Annotated in this window: 15 protein-coding genes; 3 read left to right on the top strand and 12 right to left on the bottom strand. The window is 44.9% G+C overall.

All coding sequences use genetic code 11. The annotated features are described in order from the left end of the window. Positions 1–75: 75 nt before the first annotated feature. The 7 genes from G5A70_RS08565 to G5A70_RS15880 all read right to left on the bottom strand — a co-directional run bounded on the left by G5A70_RS08565 (position 76) and on the right by G5A70_RS15880 (position 8,109). Entirely contained in the window at positions 76–1,398 is a 1,323-nt protein-coding gene (locus G5A70_RS08565; RefSeq protein ID WP_173749244.1) for an alpha-glucosidase/alpha-galactosidase, read from the bottom strand. A 21-nt stretch (positions 1,399–1,419) separates the two neighbouring features. Beyond that, a complete protein-coding gene (locus G5A70_RS08560; RefSeq protein ID WP_173749243.1) occupies positions 1,420–2,337 on the bottom strand; it encodes an AraC family transcriptional regulator in 918 nt (305 codons plus the stop codon). A 25-nt stretch (positions 2,338–2,362) separates the two neighbouring features. Next, a complete protein-coding gene (locus G5A70_RS08555; protein WP_173749242.1) occupies positions 2,363–4,585 on the bottom strand; it encodes an alpha-galactosidase in 2,223 nt (740 codons plus the stop codon). A gap of 72 nt (positions 4,586–4,657) precedes the next feature. After that, the gene (locus tag G5A70_RS08550) at positions 4,658–5,497 is read right to left on the bottom strand and encodes a carbohydrate ABC transporter permease (protein ID WP_173749241.1); all 840 of its coding nucleotides are present in this window, start codon (positions 5,495–5,497) and stop codon (positions 4,658–4,660) included. Positions 5,498–5,509: 12 nt separating this feature from the next. Beyond that, complete coding sequence (locus G5A70_RS08545; protein ID WP_173749286.1) at positions 5,510–6,415, bottom strand: ABC transporter permease subunit; 906 nt, start codon at positions 6,413–6,415, stop codon at positions 5,510–5,512. Between the two features lie 84 nt (positions 6,416–6,499). Then, complete coding sequence (locus tag G5A70_RS08540) at positions 6,500–7,810, bottom strand: ABC transporter substrate-binding protein (protein ID WP_173749240.1); 1,311 nt, start codon at positions 7,808–7,810, stop codon at positions 6,500–6,502. A gap of 176 nt (positions 7,811–7,986) precedes the next feature. Then, a complete protein-coding gene (locus G5A70_RS15880; RefSeq protein WP_264293467.1) occupies positions 7,987–8,109 on the bottom strand; it encodes a hypothetical protein in 123 nt (40 codons plus the stop codon). A gap of 139 nt (positions 8,110–8,248) precedes the next feature. On the opposite strand from G5A70_RS15880, the gene G5A70_RS08535 reads away from it, so the two are divergent. Together G5A70_RS08535 and G5A70_RS08530 are read left to right on the top strand one after the other, a co-directional pair. Continuing rightward, positions 8,249–8,890 (top strand): YesL family protein, encoded by a 642-nt coding sequence (locus G5A70_RS08535; protein WP_173749239.1) that lies wholly within the window; start codon positions 8,249–8,251, stop codon positions 8,888–8,890. Beyond that, positions 8,880–9,587 carry a FadR/GntR family transcriptional regulator gene (locus G5A70_RS08530; protein WP_173749238.1) on the top strand — a complete coding sequence of 236 codons (708 nt, stop codon included), beginning with the start codon at positions 8,880–8,882 and terminating at the stop codon, positions 9,585–9,587. Before G5A70_RS08535 ends, G5A70_RS08530 begins: the two co-directional genes overlap by 11 nt. Before the next feature lie 72 nt (positions 9,588–9,659). On the opposite strand, the gene G5A70_RS08525 is transcribed toward G5A70_RS08530, so the two are convergent. The 5 genes from G5A70_RS08525 to G5A70_RS08505 all read right to left on the bottom strand — a co-directional run bounded on the left by G5A70_RS08525 (position 9,660) and on the right by G5A70_RS08505 (position 16,382). Continuing rightward, entirely contained in the window at positions 9,660–10,007 is a 348-nt protein-coding gene (locus tag G5A70_RS08525) for a hydrogenase maturation nickel metallochaperone HypA (RefSeq protein ID WP_173749237.1), read from the bottom strand. A 16-nt stretch (positions 10,008–10,023) separates the two neighbouring features. Next, positions 10,024–12,777 carry an FAD-dependent oxidoreductase gene (locus G5A70_RS08520; RefSeq protein ID WP_173749236.1) on the bottom strand — a complete coding sequence of 918 codons (2,754 nt, stop codon included), beginning with the start codon at positions 12,775–12,777 and terminating at the stop codon, positions 10,024–10,026. Between the two features lie 27 nt (positions 12,778–12,804). Next, positions 12,805–13,848 carry a DUF5692 family protein gene (locus G5A70_RS08515; RefSeq protein WP_173749235.1) on the bottom strand — a complete coding sequence of 348 codons (1,044 nt, stop codon included), beginning with the start codon at positions 13,846–13,848 and terminating at the stop codon, positions 12,805–12,807. A 48-nt stretch (positions 13,849–13,896) separates the two neighbouring features. Then, positions 13,897–14,571, bottom strand: a complete 675-nt coding sequence (gene hypB / locus G5A70_RS08510) for a hydrogenase nickel incorporation protein HypB (RefSeq protein WP_173749234.1) — start codon at positions 14,569–14,571, stop codon at positions 13,897–13,899. Between the two features lie 281 nt (positions 14,572–14,852). Next, a complete protein-coding gene (locus G5A70_RS08505) occupies positions 14,853–16,382 on the bottom strand; it encodes a beta-glucuronidase (RefSeq protein ID WP_173749233.1) in 1,530 nt (509 codons plus the stop codon). Between the two features lie 184 nt (positions 16,383–16,566). Here G5A70_RS08505 and G5A70_RS08500 point away from each other — a divergent pair, with 184 nt between their 5' ends. Beyond that, positions 16,567–17,829: an AraC family transcriptional regulator gene (locus tag G5A70_RS08500; RefSeq protein ID WP_173749232.1), complete on the top strand. Its 1,263-nt coding sequence runs from the start codon at positions 16,567–16,569 to the stop codon at positions 17,827–17,829. Positions 17,830–18,025 lie beyond the last annotated feature (196 nt).

Raw genomic sequence — 18,025 nt, 5'->3', positions numbered from 1 at the left:
AAACAAACAGCTTAACTTTTTCTGATATGCTGGTTCCATCACATCCCTGCTTTATTTATTTGTTTCTTTTCATTTCTACTTATACGCCTTCATATATTCCCCATGCGCTTCTATGAGTTCGTCGCACATACGGATAATATCCTGAATATTCAGTTCCGCCCCTGTATGCGGATCCATCATGGCGGCCTGATAGATTTTCTGCCTGTCCTTTGTCACCGCTGCTTCGATGGTCAGAAGCTGTGGACTGATATTGGAGCTGTTCATAGCTGCCAGCTGGGTAGGAAGTTTCCCTACCTTCACCGGGTGCACGCCTGTGCCGTCAATATAGCATGGAACTTCCACACAGGCGTCTGCCGGAAGATTGTCAATATATCCGTTGTTCAGTACATTTCCGCCAATTTTATATGGCTTGTCTGTGACAACTGCCTCCATAATATAAGAAGCATATTCATGGCTTCTCTCATGGGTAATCTTACCGTCTCTTAAAATATCTTCGCGTTCCTTTTCCCAGCCTTCAATCTGATTCACGCAGCGCCTTGGATACTCGTCCAGAGGAATATTAAATTCTTCAATCATTTCCGGATATTTGGACTTAATAAAGAACGGATTGTACTCTGCATTATGCTCGCTGGACTCTGTACAGTAATATCCCAGATGACGGATATATTCATAACGCACCATATCCTCATGCTTTTCACTGCTGTTCTTTTGGGCCGCGCGTTTTTTTATTTCAGGATACAAATCATTTCCGTCTTTGTCCCGGATTTCCAACAGCCATGCCATGTGGTTAATACCTGCAATCAATTCCTGCCGGCCCTCCAGCTTATCCTTCATATCCAGCCCTTCCAACAGCTTTTCTGAGCACACCTGCACACTATGACAGAGCCCTACCGTTCTGATTTTTGTGTATCTCTGCATATAACCTGTAAGCATAGCCATAGGATTGGAATAGTTCAAAAACAGGGTGTCAGGGCAAACCTCCTCCATATCTCTTGCAAATTCTTCCAACACAGGAATGGTGCGGAGAGCCCGCATAATGCCTCCGATTCCCAGTGTATCGGCAATAGTCTGTCTCAAACCGTATTTCTTGGGAATTTCAAAATCCGTAATAGTACAGGGGTCGTATCCGCCCACCTGAATGGCATTTACCACAAAATCCGCATTCCGCAGAGCCTCTTTTCTGTTTTCCGCGCCCAAATACGTCTTAATCACTGCCCGGTCTTCGTTTACATTGTGATTAATGGCGCTCAAAATAATCCGGGAATCCTCCAGCCTCTTTTCATCAATGTCATACAAAGCAATTTCGCTCTCCCGAAGCGCCGGCGTACACATACAATCCCCCAGTACATTTCTTGCAAAAACCGTGCTCCCTGCACCCATAAATGTAATTTTTACCATAATACCCATCTCCTTTTCTCGTTATAACTTTTCTGTGATAGAATAACCTTTGTCTTTCAAAATTACCAGTTCGCTTTTCTCTTCCCGGTACATGCGGGGGCTTTTCCCACAATGTTTTTTGAAAACCTTGGAAAATGCAAGCTGGTCTGTATACCCCACTGCACCGGCTACTGCATTAATGGACAAATCCGTCTTTTTCAGCAAAGATTTGGCCTTATCCATACGCAGGTTTACCAGAAATTCCTGAGGAGAGCAGCCTGTCGTTTTCTTAAAACTGCTGGTGAGATAACTTCTGTTGACCCCGATAAAATCTGCTAAATCTCCGATTTTTACCGACTCATTGTAATGATGCTTGATGTACTCCATAGCGTGCTTGACGTATACAGAACCAGGGTATGGATGATTTGCAGAAATACCCCCTCCCGCGAAATTCTGCCGGTAGTCGTCCATCAGTACGGAAAAGCATAAAAACAGCATGGCATTCCTTTTTAACTCATCTCCGTAAGTAAGCTGATGCGCTTCCAACATCTGGTCAATATACCCACCTACCTCTTTGACACAGTGAACTTTTCTGACAGGACTTCTCTGAGAAAACCCAGCGCCGCTCATGCACTCATCTGCTTTAATCCCTACAAACCCCACCCACATATAACACCAGGGGTCCTCCCGGTCTGCCTCATACCACGCTTCCACCCCCGGCGGAATAAAGAACGCATCTCCAGCCTGCAGTTCATATACCCTCTTATTCATTTCCAGTTTTCCCTTGCCCTTCTTTATAATATGAAGAACATACGCTTCTCTTTTATTTGGCCCAAAACGATAACCCGGGTTACAGTATTCCCATCCGCAGTATGTCACACACAAATCTACAGAATCTTTCTGCAAATCCTCCAGACATTTATACCTGGCATGACTGGTAAATCCCACTGTACGGCTCAAATCCTCCACTCCTTTACCTCAGGCTCTACCGCTCTGCCTCCTGCAGAACAAACAGCAGTGACGCAAAGTCTCCGCCGTTTTTATTCAGACGTTCTCTGTCTATTGGAATTCCCGCATACATCAATTCGTCTCCGTAAGCCTGATATACTTTTTCTTCACATTTTATCTCATATAGCATATCTTTGTCCAATCCCTGAAGCCTGAACCGCAGCCAGGAAGCGTTGACCTTATTTAATCTCTGATAAAATGCGGCAATTGCCTGCTTTTTATCCTGGGAAACCACCATCCATGCCGTTTCATTTCCTTTAAACGGGCTTAACAGCCGATAAAAATCTCCATCCACCTGTATCAGTTTCCGGTACTTCTTCATAAAAGCTACCTGCTCTTTTACCTGCTTCAATTCTTCTTCACTTAGAAGGTTTAAGTCCAATTCATAGCCAAAGGTTCCAAAATATGCCATATTAGCCCTGGTAGACAATGGTGTGCTGCGGAACATCTGGTGATTGGGCACTGCAGATACATGAGAACCCATGCTGACCAGAGGATACACATAAGAAGTTCCATACTGAATTTTGGCCCTTTCCGAAGCGTCTGTGTCATCACTGGTCCAGGTCTGGGGCGCAAAAAACAGCATAGCCGGGTCAAAACGGGCGCCGCCGCTTGCACAGGATTCAAAGAGAATCTCCGGAAATTCCTGTGTCAGTCTGGTGTACAAATCATACACACCCAAAATATACCGATGCATGACTTTTCCCTGCTCATCTGCCGCCGCACCTCTGCTGTACGGTTCGGTCATATAACGGTTCATATCCCATTTTATATAGGAAATCCGAGATTCCCGAATCACTTTTGAAATCATTTCATAAATGTAATCCACTACCTCTTTCCTGGAAAAGTCCAGTACATGCTGGTGTCTTCCATGAGACTCAAACCTGCCCGGCACTCCAATAATCCAATCGGGATGTGCCCGGTATAAATCACTGTCCTTATTCACCATTTCAAGTTCTACCCAAAGACCAAACTTTAATCCCAGAGCCTCCACTTTTCGGGACAATCCTGCAATGCCGTCCGGCAGTTTTTCCAGATTCACCACCCAGTCTCCCAGACCTCTGTAATCATCATTTCTGGTTCCAAACCAGCCATCATCCAGAACAAACAGTTCCACGCCTGCTTCCTTTGCCTTTGCAGCAATATCCAGAATTTTCTCCTCTGTAAAATCAAAATAAGTTGCCTCCCAGTTGTTCAACAAAATGGGACGGGGCTGTTCTTTCCAGTTTCCTCTCATAAGATTTCTTCTGTACAATCTGTGGTATACCTGGCTCATTTTATTCAGACCTTTGTCACTGTATACCAGCACGGCCTCCGGCGTCTGGAAGGTTTCGCCTTTTTCCAGCTTCCAGCTAAAGCCTTCCGGATGGATTCCCAGCATTACCCTGGTCATATCAAAGGTGGAAACCTCGGTCTGAGCCAGGAAGTTGCCGCTGTATACCAGACTGAAGCCATAGACTTCTCCCTGCTGCTCTGTGGCCTCCGGCCTTTTCAGTGCCAGAAACGGATTGTGCTCTGCGCCGCAGCCGGTTCCGTTAATCCCCTGTATCGCCTGGATTCCCATTTCCAGCTTCCGCTCTTTCACATAACGCTCTCTCGCCCACGCTCCGGAAAGCTGCACCATCTCAAAATCCATATCCTGAAATTCCACACTCATACTCATGACTTTTTCCAGAGTAATCGGTTCTTCTCCCTTATGGCAAACTGCTGCATGTCTGGTAATTACCGGATATTCCTCAAAAATTGTATAGGTCAGTACCAAATCTGTATGCATCATCTGGTCATGCAGGTGAAGTTCCAGCGTACATGCTTCCTCATCACTGTTTGTATAAACCGCAGGAAGAGGAGTAATTGCTTTTTTACCATGATACATCTCATGAGATACATAAGTGAAATTTACCACCTTACTGCCGCTTTCCTGTTTCACCGTAAAAGCAGGACTTCTGTAATCCCCTGTGCCGTATACCGGATATTCCTGCTTCGTGCACTGCATGTTCAACACACCCGGTTCCGGAATGCACACCGAAGTCAGTGGACGGGACATTTCTTCATGAAGATGCGTGAAATCCTCCCGGTCCCGGATGGCCTTTCCGTAATACAGATTTTCCAGCTGCCCGTTCTCCATAATACGGATTATATAGCTGACTTCTTTATTATAAAGATGAAATGTTTTTGTTTCCTGGTGAAATAAAATCCCCATATTTGAAATCCTCCTTTTAAAAAGGCCGGCGCTTACTTTTTTGCGCCAGCCCATTCTGTGTTTGCTGTGTTTTTATAATTTACCACCGCTGGTAGCAATACCTTCGATAAATTGTTTCTGGAAAATCACATAAATAATAATCATAGGAACGCAGGCAATCAGAGAAGCTGCCATTAATTCCGGGAACTTGGAAATATACTGTCCCTGCATTTTCGCAAGTGCGGAGGACAATACCAGCATATCCTTATCTGTATTGACAATCATAGGCCACATCAAATCTTTAAACGCAAACACTGCTGTGAAGATTCCCAGCGCCACCATACTGGAACGTGTCAGAGGCGCCATAATGTACAGGAATGTCTGACCGATATTACAGCCGTCCAGTCTGGCCGCTTCCTCCAAATCATTTGGAAGTCCCATATATCCCTGGCGAAGAAGGAACGTACCAAATGCAGTAACCATACCCGGAAATACCAGGGCAAAAATTGTGTTCAGCATACCCATTTTGCTGACCATCAAATACTGAGGAATAATGAAAATCTGTACCGGAACCATCATCTGAATCAATACCAGTGAAAAGCAGAAATTCTTCCCCTTAAAGTTCAGCCGTCCGAAAGCATATCCCGCCATAGTCGCTGTCACAACCGCGCATACTACACGGAAGAAAATCAACAGCAGTGTATTTTTATACAAAAGCAGGAAATTCATGTTATTGACAACCGCCTTAAACGCATCTGTTCTCCACACCTTCGGAAAAATTACAAAGGGGTCTACAGAGGTTGCTTCCGTAACAGACTTAAATGCCGTCAGTATCATCCACAAAAACGGAACCAGCATCGTGATTGACACCAGAATCAGGACAATATGTATGACAGCCGTAACGACTTTCTTTTTTGTTTCCATGCTATCCATTCTGCTCCCCCCTTAATTATAAAATACCCATTTTTTCTGTCCAATCATCTGGAATGCAGTAATAATCATCGTAATTACAAGAAGCACCACAACAATCGTTGCCCCGTATCCCATGTTCTTATTGATAAATGCATATTTATAGAACAGGTATACCAAAGACTGCGTTTTTTCCAGAGCCGGGTTACTCTTATCTATAACCATATAAATCAGGTCAAATACCTGCAGAGAACCAATGACACGGGTCACCAGTACAAAGAAAATGGTGGGGGACAGCAGCGGCACGGTAATGTGGAAAAAGCTCTTAATTCCCGTTGCTCCGTCCAGTTCCGCCGCTTCATAATAGTCATGCGGAATTTCCTGCAGTCCTGACAGGAACAGCACCATATTATAGCCCAGAATAGACCAGACACCGATAACTGCAATAGAATACACTGCTATCTTCGGGTCTGAAACCCATTTTACGTTCAAATGAAAAATGTTGTTTAAAAGTCCGAAATCGGAGTTAAACAGCCATCTCCATACCATAGCAACTGCTGCCGGAGCTGCAACCATGGGAAGAAAGATAATGGTTCTGTATACGGAACGACCCTTCATCTTGCGGTTGAGAAGCACAGCCAGCACCAGTGCAAGAATAATCGAAAACGGTACTTCTATAATTGCATACTTAAAGGTATTCAGCAGAGCCTGCCATATTTCTGCATCTCCAAAAACCTTTGTATAATTTTCAAATCCAATAAAAATATTTCCCTTACCAAAATCTCCCGTCTTGAAAAAGCTCTGGTACACGGTCTGGAAGATAGGGATAATATTCAGAATAATCAATCCAATTATGGTCGGGAGAATAAACAGCCACCCCCACAAAAATTCACTTCTGCGTCTGCCCGTGTGTGCGGATTTTCCTTTTTTTGCCACGCAAATCACTCCTTTTTAACATAGGGCTGCCGCATATGAGTGCGACAGCCCTGGTTTGTCTATCATCTACTTAAAATTTTACGCCGAAGCTTAATTTCCTTCTTCTGCCAGTTTTTCGTTCATCTGGTCAGCCATTTCCTTACAAGCCTCTTCCATGGTCTTTTCACCTGTATAAACGCTCTTTAAGATTTCATTGTCTTCGTTTTCCCAGGTTACTGTTGTCTTGGAATACGGTCTGATTTCCATATCATCCATCATGTTTAAGTATGCCTGAAGATTAAAGTCAGCAGATTTTGCCCATGCATCAGAAGTTCCTTTGTATGCAGACATGGTAACACCAAGCTCTGCCTGTTTTTTCTGTGCCTCTTCAGAACCCAGATATTCCAACAGCTTCCATGCTTCTTCTGTATGCTCACCATTTGCAGCTGCTGCCCATCCAAGTCCGTTGTATACAGAAGCTCTTCTGCCTGTTTCCGCATTTTTCGGAAGTTCTACCAGGTCACAGTTTGCAGCTGTATATTCATTATCTCTGTAAGCGGCAACCATCCAGGAGCCCTGGAGAACCATGGCTGCTTTTCCGGACTGGAAGAGCACATCTTCGCCGTTCTCAGACATTGTTTCAATAGAAGGCATTACACCGTCTTTAATCCAGCCTTCCAGAGTCTTCATAGCTTCCATCGTTTTCGGGTCATCCCAGCCTGATTTTGTCTTATCCTCGTTGATAATATATCCGCCGTTATCATATACCAGATTGTAATATCCGGCCTGGTTGTTATCGTTTCTCACCGCAAGACCGTATTGGCTGCCGTCATCCTTTGTCAGCTTCTTGGCTGCTTCGGATACGTCATCCCATGTCCAGTCAGCTGTCGGATAGGCCAGACCCGCTTCGTCAAACATGGTTTTGTTATACCACAATGCAATAGTATCTACATCCTTAGGCACTGCATAATATTTGTCATCATAGGTATACAGTCCCCAGATATCTTCCGGATAGTTTTCCGGGTCAATTTTATCGCTTTCTGCAATCTTATCAGTCAAATCCAGAAGCATGTCATTAGACATGTATCTTTCACTTTCATTGGAGTGCATCCAGAATACGTCCGGAAGAGAACCGCCCTGTGCACCTGCTTCCAGCATGGTCCAATACTCGTCCCATTTTACAACAGTAAGTTTTGTCTTAATGCCTGTCTCTTCTGTAAAATCTGCCAGAATCTCCTTCAGGCCCGGCTCCTGATTTGTATCCCAGATAGAAACAGATAATTCACCGCCGTCGGATTCACCGCTGTCACCGGAATCTTCTTTCTTTGTCTCCCCGGATGAGCCGCTGTCACCGCCGCAGGCTGCCATGGAGAATACCATTGCACTTGCCAACACCAATGCCATCACTTTCTTAAACTTCATACTTTCTTCCTCCTTTAATGATTTTTCGTCATATTACCAACTTTTTATCTCTTGTTGGCTGATATAGTTATTATAATTGCACATGGAATTATGTTAAATGGATATATGTTCTGCATATATGGAAAAATGTTATTTATTTGTGCATATTGCGTAATTTTTTGTCATCTTTTTCTTTTTCATGCGTCTTTTTCCCAGTATATTTTCTTTTTTCCTTTTTTTAATAACCGTTTTTCTTTATCTCCTTCATCATTTTCCCCTATACTTTTGTATTCATTGCAACTTTTCTTCCATTTTTCCATAAATGCCTTCTCATTTTTCCATATTTTTCTTTCTGCCCGCTCTTCCTTTTACTTTTACAGGAGATTTTCTTTGCATTTCCCACGGATTAATGCTAGAATACCTCATAGAATTTATGGCTTTTGCCGGAAAGGACCGCTTATGAATTTACTGAACGAAGAAAATCCCGTCCATATTTTTCTCAACAAAATCGGAGATATTATCATTGCCAATCTGCTGTTTATCCTGTGTTGTATTCCCGTTATCACCATAGGGCCTGCTCTCACAGCCCTTTACCACTGCATGCTCCGCACAGTAAAAGGAAACAACAACGGGACGGTCAAAACGTTTTTTCGGGCTTTTAAGGAAAACTTTATCCAGTCCCTGGTTGTCTGGCTCTGTCTTCTGGCAGGCGCGCTGATATTGGTTTTAAATATAAACTTTCTGCAAAGCAGCGCCAGCCCGGCAGCAAACGTACTTTTTTATGTTTCACTGGGAATTGCAGGACTTCTCGTTCTCTTTTTCCTGTACATTTTTCCGGTCATCGCCGCCTTTGCCAACACAACTCTGAATCTGGTGAAAAATGCTTTCGTCTTTGCCTTTATGCATTTTCCCTCCACTCTGGCCATTGCGGTGCTTTCCATTTTGCCTATGTATATGACTTATCAGGATTTGAAACTAATGCCCCTGTATGCCTGCTGCTGGTTTTTCTTCGGATTTGGGCTGACTGCTTACATCAATTCCCTTTTGTTTTACCGAATGTTTAAGCCATTTCTGGAAAAGGAGGATTCTCATGGAGTTTGAAAAAATCAGTTCTCCCTCTCTTCGGGAACTTTTTGTACAACAATTAGAACAGATGATTTTATCGGGAAAACTGCCTGTAGGAGAAAAGCTGCCCCCGGAACGGCAGCTGGCCCAGGAAATGCAGGTCAGCCGCGCTGTAGTAAACGGCGGCATTTCTGATTTGGAAAAGAAAGGATTTCTGGTGGTGAAGCCGCGAAGCGGCACTTATGTGGCAGATTACAGGAGAAACGGCACAGTAGAAACCCTGCTGGCTATTATGAACTATAACGGCGGGCGCCTGCGGGAAGAAGAGGTACGCTCAATTCTGGAAGTCCGCATTGCCCTGGACACCCTGGCTGCAACCTTGTGCGCAGAGCGTATCACAGACGAAGAAATTGCCTCTCTGGGGGAAATCGTAGAACGTCTGGGCGCTGCTCAGACCATCGACCAGGCCGTGCGCGCTGCCTATGACTTCCAGCACGAATTTGCCCTGCTCTCCGGAAACACCCTGATTCCCCTGATTTTCTGCTCCTTCAAAGTAGCGGTGACTTCCCTGTGGGAACGCTTCTGTATTCTGTACGGCATACCTGCTCTATACGAAAACACCTATAAACTCTGGACTTTTCTAAAAAACCGGGACCTAAACGGCGCCGTTTCCTGGATAGACAAATCCGTAAGAGAAAGCATTGACGGAAACAGAAAGATTTACTACGAATAACAAAATCGAACTTAACGCAACAGGCTATCACATGCAGAAGCAATGCGATAGCCTGTTGTTTTGTATTTTTTATCAGCACCCGCTGATTTCCTTTATTAAAAATTCATTTCCCTGCTGCAGGTATGTGTGCTCGCTGCCGCAGAAAGGGCAAATCTTGCCGTGCTCTACCGTGGGATACGTTTTTTCACAATCCTCACAGTAAGTCACTGCCGGAATCTGTTCTACCACAAGAGCACTGTCTTTTAATATTTCGCTCCTCTTCTCCACGGCCCATTTCCAGCAGTTCCGGAGATAGGATTCCACCACACCGGAAACCTCTCCAATCTGAAGAGTGACCGCCTCTATTTCTGTAAGCCGGTTCTCTTTCGCCGCTTCCTCCACAGTTTTTATTACATGGAAAACAACTCCAAGTTCATGCATGATTTCTTCCTCTGTCTTATTTCTTTTTGGAGAACTTAATCTTAATAGTCTGCTTTGCCCCGTATGGAAGAATGTATTTCAGCTTGTCTTCACTCTTTCTCATAGTGCTGCACTCCGGATTTTCCCGGTACAGGTGAATAGCGTCAAATTCGCACTTTGTAGTACAGATGCCGCAGCCGATACATTTGTTTTCATCTACTACGGAAGCGCCGCAGCCCAGACATCTGGCCGTCTCTTTTTTCACCTGTTCTTCGGTAAAGCTCTGCCTTGCCTCCCGGAAAGAAGTTTTCCGGTCAATATTCTTATCATATCCCGGAGTCTGACGGCTGGAATTGTCGTACTCTTCCACCAGAACATCCTGCTTATCAAGTTCCACAAACTGTCTGCGGTTTCGTCCGATAGTCAGACTGCTGTGAGGCTGCACAAAGCGGTGAATGGACACGGCGCCTTCCTTTCCTGCTGCAATGGCATCAATGGCAAATTTCGGTCCTGTATACACATCTCCGCCCACAAAAACATCCGGCTGCGCGGTCTGATACGTCACAGCGTCTGCCACTGCACCGTTTCCTCTTCCCAGTTCCACTTTCTCATTTTTTAACAAATCGCCCCAGAGAATACTCTGGCCTACGCTCATAAACACATGGTCACATTCCACGGTCATGGTTTCACTTTCGTCATACCTGGGGTTAAAGCGGCCGTCCGGATCTTTTACGGATACACATTTTTTGAACACAATACCCTTCACTTTGCCGTTCTCTGTGAGAATTTCCTTTGGTCCCCATCCACAGTGAATGGATACCTTTTCTTCCTCTGCTTCCTGAATTTCTTCTTCGGATGCAGGCATCATCTCCCGACTCTCCAGACAGTACATGGAAACGCCGTCTGCACCGCAGCGCATACTGGTTCTTGCCACATCAATGGCTACGTTTCCGCCGCCTACAACTACCGTTTTGCCGGAAACCGCATAGGTATTATCTTCGCCTGCAGCCCGCAGGAAATCCACCGCTGTCATCACTCCGTCTGCGTTCTGTCCCGGTATACCCGGCAGCCTTCCGCCCTGACAGCCAATAGCAATGTAAAATGCCTGATACCCCTGTGCGCGAAGTTCGTCCAGAGTAATATCCCTTCCCACTTCTACACCGGTTCTGATTTCTACGCCCATTTCTTTGATAATATCAATTTCTGCCTGCACCACGTCTTTTTCCAGCTTGAAAGAAGGAATTCCATAGACCAGCATGCCGCCGGCTTTCTGATTCTTCTCAAAAACGGTAGGCTTATAACCTTTTTCAGCCAAATAGAACGCACAGGATAATCCTGCCGGACCGCCTCCGATAATAGCGATTTTTTCCGAAAATTCTCCTTTCAAAGAAGGCACGACTTTCTTCGGTATGTATCTGGTCTCTGCCTTTAAATCCTGTTCCGCAATAAAACGCTTCACTTCATCAATAGCAACAGCCTCGTCAATGGTTCCTCTGGTACATGCGTCTTCACATCTGCGGTTGCAGATACGTCCGCACACTGCCGGGAATGGATTTTCCTTCTTAATCAGTGCCAGCGCGTCTGTATATTTTCCCTGTGCCGCCATTTTCAGATATCCCTGAATGGCAATATGCGCAGGACAGGCGGTTTTGCACGGCGCGGTTCCGGTGTCATAGCAGTTGATACGGTTTTTGTCCCGATAGTCTTCTGTCCACATATGGGGTCCCCAGGGAACCTGGGAAGGAAGTGGCTGCTTTGGATATTCTACTTTACTGCCGTCCTTTTTACACAACTTCTGCCCCAGTTTCACTGCGCCTGCCGGACAGTATTCCACACAACGTCCGCAGGCCACGCAGTTTTCTGTTTTCACATGGGCCACATAAGCGGAACGAGACATATTCGGCGTATTGAAAAGCTGGGAAGTACGCAGAGCATAACACACGTTTACATTACAGTTGCAGATAGCGAAAATCTTATTTTCTCCGTCAATGTTGGTAATCTGGTGTACAAATCCGTTTTCCTCTGCCACTTTCAGAATGTCCATAACTTCCTCTCTGGTAATGTAGCGTCCTCCTTTATTGGTTTCCACCACATAATCTGCCATATCTCCCACAGCAATGCACCAGCCTTCCGGGTCGTCTGCACAGCCCTCGTCAAAGGTTTTGCGGGAACGGCGGCAGGAACAGGGACTTGCCGCATATTTACCCTCGTATTTGTCCAGCCAGTGAGAAATATGTTCCACAGACACAGACTGGTTTTCCATCTGAATTGCTTTTTCCACAGGAATAACGTGCATGCCGATACCCGCTCCGCCGGGAGGCACCATATGGGTGATTTTTTCCAGAGGCACACGGCTCATACGCTCAAAGAACCGTCCCATCTCCGGATGTTCCCGCAAAATATCCTCGTTCATGTTTGCAAATTCTGCACTGCCCGGCACAAACATAGGAAGCACATACTGCTTTTCGTTCCTGGGATTTTCCCAGTTGTATTCAATGACACCGTTAACTGCCAGTTTCTGCAGCATATCTTCCAGATATGTCTTATCTTTTCCGGTGATTTTTACCATATCTTCAAGAGTTCTGGGTTTGCGTTTTCCCATTTTTAAGGCAATTTCTGCCATTTCGTCCGTACACAAAGCGGAAAGCCCGATATATTCCGGGGATTCCTTTGTGATTTTCTCAATACCAAGTACAACAGGGGCTCTGTCTGTAATCATTTTTGCCAGTTTGGCAACAGGCTCCCGAAACGGTTCTTCCGGGTGCGGATTAGGAAACAGGGAATCTGCCATAGTTCAATCTCCTTCTTCATATCGTTTTTATTCTTTCTCTGCTCTTGCCATAGCAAGTTTGAAATCTCTCTGGTCTGTAAAAATTTCGTTTGTGTAAGGGTTCTTTTTCTGCTCTTTGGCCCGTTTGATAACCACAGCAAGACAAATCACATTTGCCGCCAGCGCCAGAATCGCAATGACCCCCTGCATAGTTGGATTCACTGCTGTCGGGCGGACCGCTGCGTCCATAACGCCATCCTTATACAGCACCGGAAGCACCGCAAATTTCCCCTGCTCCTGGAACAATGGGAACACCTGGGCAAACATACACCACAGTGCCAGTGTGTTGGCACGATTCTGAATCCAGCCCCCCTTATTCCACAGCATAGCCGCAAAAGTCGGCGCCAAAAGCAGGGCTACACCGCAATACCAGGTGTGTGTGGGCAGATTGTTATAGGTATAGGCAAAATTCCAGATGTCATAAGCAACAATAAAGCACCAGGTCATATCCGGCCACAGCATATCGTGTTTCTTTTTGGAAACGTAAATTCCCATCCAGCCAGTCATACAGAAAATATTGAGAATTCCCGCAATACCATTGACCCAGTTCCACCAGCCGCCGTAAAGCCATACATTTTCAGAGGAAAGCCACCAGCGGTCCCCCTGAGAAGCCAAAGCCATGGCGCCGCGGACACCAGATTCAAAATCACTGCCTACAGCAATGAGAATATTAATTGCTACAATTGCAAAAGGGAACACCTTAAACCATTCTTTTTTTCCGATTCCCCGGCGATACTTTAACATCATAAAACCAATACAGCCTGCCGTTGCCGCATAGAGTTTGGCATAGTGGAACCAGCCGTTCATATGTACATAAGTGTCATTGTTCAGTGCCCATTCGGCGCCGTTTGCTGCGCCAACCTGAATAGCAATAAAATAAACCGTCAGCGCTGCCGGAAGAATCAGGAAACAGAAAATTCCTCCCACCTTGGAACGGCGCGCGATTTCATTGACTAAAATCAGACATACAAATACCATGAGCCAGCCAAAAAGCTGCCAGCCCGCATTTTCTCCGTAAATTTGAAACAACATTTGTCTTACCCTCTTTCTTTTTCTATTACTTCTTTATCCTTTTGCTTTTTACTGTCCCTTTGTCCAGTCCGCTGTTTCCCGGCGCAGCCAGTCTGTCCATTCGTCAAAGCCTTCCCCGGTCTTTGCCGAAATCGGAATTACCCTTGCCTTTGGATTTCGCTTCTGAATATACGCCCTGCATTTTTCCATATCAAAATCAAAATAGGGCAGCACATCTGTTTTGTTAATCAAAACTACATCACACACGGAAAACATCAGGGGATATTTCAGTGGTTTATCATGTCCCTCCGGCACAGACAGAATCATGGCATTTTTACATGCGCCTGTATCGAATTCTGCCGGACATACCAGGTTGCCCACATTCTCCAGCACCACCAAATCCAAATCTTGTGTACCGAATTCCAGAAGTCCCTGCCGGGTCATATCCGCGTCCAGATGGCACATACCCCCGGTATGAATCTGGATAGCCTTTGCCCCGGTTTCCAAAATGCTCTGCGCATCCACATCTGAATCAATATCTGCCTCCATAACACCGATTTGCATTTCCTCCTTCAGCATGGAAATCGTTCGCTTTAGCGTACTGGTTTTCCCTGCCCCCGGAGACGACATCAGATTCAGCAGAAAAGTTTTCTGCTCTCTGAGCGTTTCCCGAAGTCTGGCCGCGTCTGCAGCATTGTCCTCAAAGATACTTCTCTTGACTTCAATTACCTTAAACTCTTTCATTCTTTCACCTCACCTTCCAATCTGGTTATACCAGAAGATTGTTATTATTTTATCATTATATATTCTGCTTGTGTTTTTGTCAATCTTTCCGCTTATTTTGGGTGATTTAATCGGTATTTAAGCGTATTTATAAAAAATTTGGGATTTCTTTGACATTTGGTATCTGGTATATCCAATTCCAAAACAGAAGATGTACAAAAAACAGCCCCTTCCGGGAAACAAGCATTTCTCCTTCGCCTGTTCACCCGGAAAGGGCCTTTACATGAAGTGTCTTTTCAGTTTTATAAAACGATAAATGCACAGGAACCTGGCGCTACTTCCAGCATTCCCTCTGCCTTTACCGGGTCCATAGCCGGAACTTCATTGTTCTCGCCCAGTACCAGCGGAGTTCCGTTTAAGGTCATAACGGAAGCTCTCATATTGCCGCCTTCCCCGGCCAGCATGTAAACTTCCGCTTCTTTTGGAAGTTCTACCTGTGTTGCTTCTTCCAGACTGTTGTTGATAACCAGATATACCAGCCCTTCTTTTCCGTCCTTGCGGCTGTGTGCATATACATGAGCACCGTAGCGTACCGGTTCTTTTGTATCAAATACGGTCGCTCCCATCAGACGATTCCAAAGGAGTACGGCAAAGTAATTTGGTCTTGGATCAAAAACTTCTCTTGCAAGAAAACCGTAGTCACTGCTTGCCAGTGTATTGTGGAAAATCACACCGTTTGTAATAGTGGAAAATCCAGCCAGTTCGTTCAGAGTTCTCATAACATCCAGGTAAGTAGATGCCCAGGTATCCCCGCCGCCGCCAGCGTCTCCGGATTCTGTTACCCACATCTCAGCGTCCGGTACATACTTGTCACGCAGAGGTACATAAGTGCGGGCAAATTCCATAGCGGTTGCCAGATACTCCTCACTGTTGGCCTCAGATGCGTTCCAGTGTGCGCTTGGCATTACGGATGCAAGGCGCTCAGATACTCCGTTGTAATAATGGTAGCTGAATACGTCCAGTGGTACTTTTGTACCTTCCATTAAATCTGCACAGTCACAGGTTTCTTCTGCAATCTGCTCTACGCCGCCTGCGGTTTTGTCACTGCTGCCTTTTCCGAACTGAATGTTATCTCCGCCAGTGGTGCTTGGTCCCACACAAATACATTCCGGATAATTTTCTTTCAGCCATGCAAAGAATAAATCCTGGTCTCTTCTGTAATCTGCCGGTGTGTATCCCTTCGGGAATCCTGTATCCTCCATCATGTTCGGCTCATTTGCAAACTCTGCCGCGTCAATAGGCACACCATATTCTTTGCTCAGTCCAAACAGTTTCTCTGCTTCCACCGGTGTCCATGGCTCGTCTGCACTGTGCAGTCCCGGACAGTTGGCAACAGACACAATCAGTTTTGCACCGATTTCTTTTACAAAATCCAGAACACCAATCCACTGTTCTTTTGTCAGCACATTTAAGTATCCTTCCGGAACTTTTCCGTTGGTGGTTCCGTCAAAATCATAATATGTTTTTGTTGCCCAGGTGCCGGACACACGCACCCATACCGGTCCCAGTTCCTTTGCCAGTTTGCGCAGTTTTTCGTCATACAGATTGATCGGCGCATATACCTGCATCAAATCCCGGTACATCGCTGCAATTCCCTCTGTGGTAGGTTCTACATAAAACTCCTCTGTACCTGCAATCTGTCCCGGTGTGTAGGCTTTCCAGAAGGTTCCTCCTGTTACCTCTGCAAATTCTACATTATAGCTCATTAACATGGGGTTCATCTGGCGAAGTGCCTGCAGTCCGCCAACTTCCAATTTGATTCTTTCTGCCATTTTACATACTCCTTTCGCAAATTCTCTTCCATATAAAATTTCACATCTATGTTCTTTATTCTAAGTACTTTTCCATTTTTCTGTTAGGATTTTTTTTATTTATTTCCATACAATTTTTATATACTCTTGCATTTTGTTAAAAATCATACCATAATATAAAAAAATTTTCCTATGGAGGAGTCTTATGTTCTACGAAGCAGAATTCACTTTTTTGAAAAATCTTTTGGAAAATCTGTACATACACTTCACCATTCTGGAAGCACCTGCAAATGGTATACCAGACACTCTGCCCATTTTCGACTTAGGGCTTCGCTGTCTGATTTATAACGAGAAGGATTATACCCGTTTTCTCACACCTGCTCTGCAGCGTCTTAATACACCTAACACCATTTTCCGTATCCAGGACGAATATATGTGCAGCTATATCTGTCTGCAGCTGCCGGACATACAGGATGGTCTTCTTTACCTGCTTATCGGGCCTTATGTAAATCGCAGACTAAATCGACAGACCTTGTTGAATTTTGCAGAAGAGTTAAATCTCTCTCCTAAACAATTCACACAAATAAACAAGTACTATTCCGATTTGCCCTTTTTAACGGACGAAGAAACACTGTTTGCGATTACAACTGCCTTTGGCAAAAAAATCTGGGGCAGCACAGAAAATTTTTCTGTAGAGTATATAGAAAACGCTCTGTCTGAACGTGTTGTTCCGGTAACTTTGGATTCAAATTTTCAGGAACCGGAAGAAGCCTTTCTCAGTATGCAGGTTCTGGAAAAACGTTATGCCTCTGAAAACCATCTGATTCATATGGTTTCTCAGGGTCTTATTCACAACGCAGAGACAGCGCTTTCCAGCAACAATTTTCTCCTGTTGGAGCAGCGGCTGGCTGATCCGGTGCGCAATATTAAAAATTACTGTATTATTCTGAACACACTTTTGAGAAAAGGTGCGGAGCAGGGAGACGTTCATCCCCTGCACATTGATAATCTGTCTTCCAAATTTGCCCGGGAAATCGAACAGATTACTTCTCCCCAAGGCGGTCAGGCTCTGCAAAAGGAAATGGTTCACAAATACTGCCTGCTTGTGAAAAATCATTCTATGAAAGGTTTTTCTCTCCTTGTACAAAAAGTTCTTACCCGAATTGATTCTGATTTAACCGCAGATTTGACGCTAAAAACACAGGCCAGATTTCTCAATGTGAATGCCAGCTATCTTTCTACCCTGTTTAAGAAAGAAACGGGTATGACACTTACAGATTATGTCAACAAGAAAAGAATAGAACATGCTGTATTTCTTCTGAATTCTACCTCTATGCAGATTCAAAATATCGCGCAATACTGCGGCATTGCAGATGTGAATTATTTTACCAGAATTTTTAAGAAATATATGAAAAAAACACCGAAAGAATACCGGCAGGAACTGGCGCAGGCCAATCGAAAGCGCTAAGTCTCCATTTCCCTTGACTTCTTCCCGGAAGATATGCAAAATAAAGGTATAAATAATAATCTGCACTAGTACAACGAATACTAAGTTTCTGCTATATTGACGTAGAATAATTGTTCCATATGCAAGGCGGAGGAATGAGGCGTAGCGGTGGCTACGCTGATTGACGACAACGATACAGATGGACAATTAGGCAAGT

The organism is Blautia hansenii, from assembly GCF_013304445.1.
Lineage (GTDB): Bacteria > Bacillota > Clostridia > Lachnospirales > Lachnospiraceae > Blautia.
This window is presented reverse-complemented; position numbering and strand designations above follow the sequence as displayed.

Bases quoted from the DNA above. Each gene is read 5' to 3' on its own strand.
- G5A70_RS08565 (WP_173749244.1), bottom strand. From the start codon at position 1,398: ATGGTAAAAATTACATTTATGGGTGCAGGGAGCACGGTTTTTGCAAGA.
- G5A70_RS08555 (WP_173749242.1), bottom strand. From the start codon at position 4,585: ATGGGGATTTTATTTCACCAGGAAACAAAAACATTTCATCTTTATAAT.
- G5A70_RS08550 (WP_173749241.1), bottom strand. From the start codon at position 5,497: ATGGATAGCATGGAAACAAAAAAGAAAGTCGTTACGGCTGTCATACAT.
- G5A70_RS08540 (WP_173749240.1), bottom strand. From the start codon at position 7,810: ATGAAGTTTAAGAAAGTGATGGCATTGGTGTTGGCAAGTGCAATGGTA.
- G5A70_RS15880 (WP_264293467.1), bottom strand. From the start codon at position 8,109: ATGGAAAAATGGAAGAAAAGTTGCAATGAATACAAAAGTATAGGGGAA.
- G5A70_RS08535 (WP_173749239.1), top strand. From the start codon at position 8,249: ATGAATTTACTGAACGAAGAAAATCCCGTCCATATTTTTCTCAACAAA.
- G5A70_RS08530 (WP_173749238.1), top strand. From the start codon at position 8,880: ATGGAGTTTGAAAAAATCAGTTCTCCCTCTCTTCGGGAACTTTTTGTA.
- G5A70_RS08525 (WP_173749237.1), bottom strand. From the start codon at position 10,007: ATGCATGAACTTGGAGTTGTTTTCCATGTAATAAAAACTGTGGAGGAA.
- G5A70_RS08520 (WP_173749236.1), bottom strand. From the start codon at position 12,777: ATGGCAGATTCCCTGTTTCCTAATCCGCACCCGGAAGAACCGTTTCGG.
- G5A70_RS08515 (WP_173749235.1), bottom strand. From the start codon at position 13,848: ATGTTGTTTCAAATTTACGGAGAAAATGCGGGCTGGCAGCTTTTTGGC.
- hypB (WP_173749234.1), bottom strand. From the start codon at position 14,571: ATGAAAGAGTTTAAGGTAATTGAAGTCAAGAGAAGTATCTTTGAGGAC.
- G5A70_RS08505 (WP_173749233.1), bottom strand. From the start codon at position 16,382: ATGGCAGAAAGAATCAAATTGGAAGTTGGCGGACTGCAGGCACTTCGC.
- G5A70_RS08500 (WP_173749232.1), top strand. From the start codon at position 16,567: ATGTTCTACGAAGCAGAATTCACTTTTTTGAAAAATCTTTTGGAAAAT.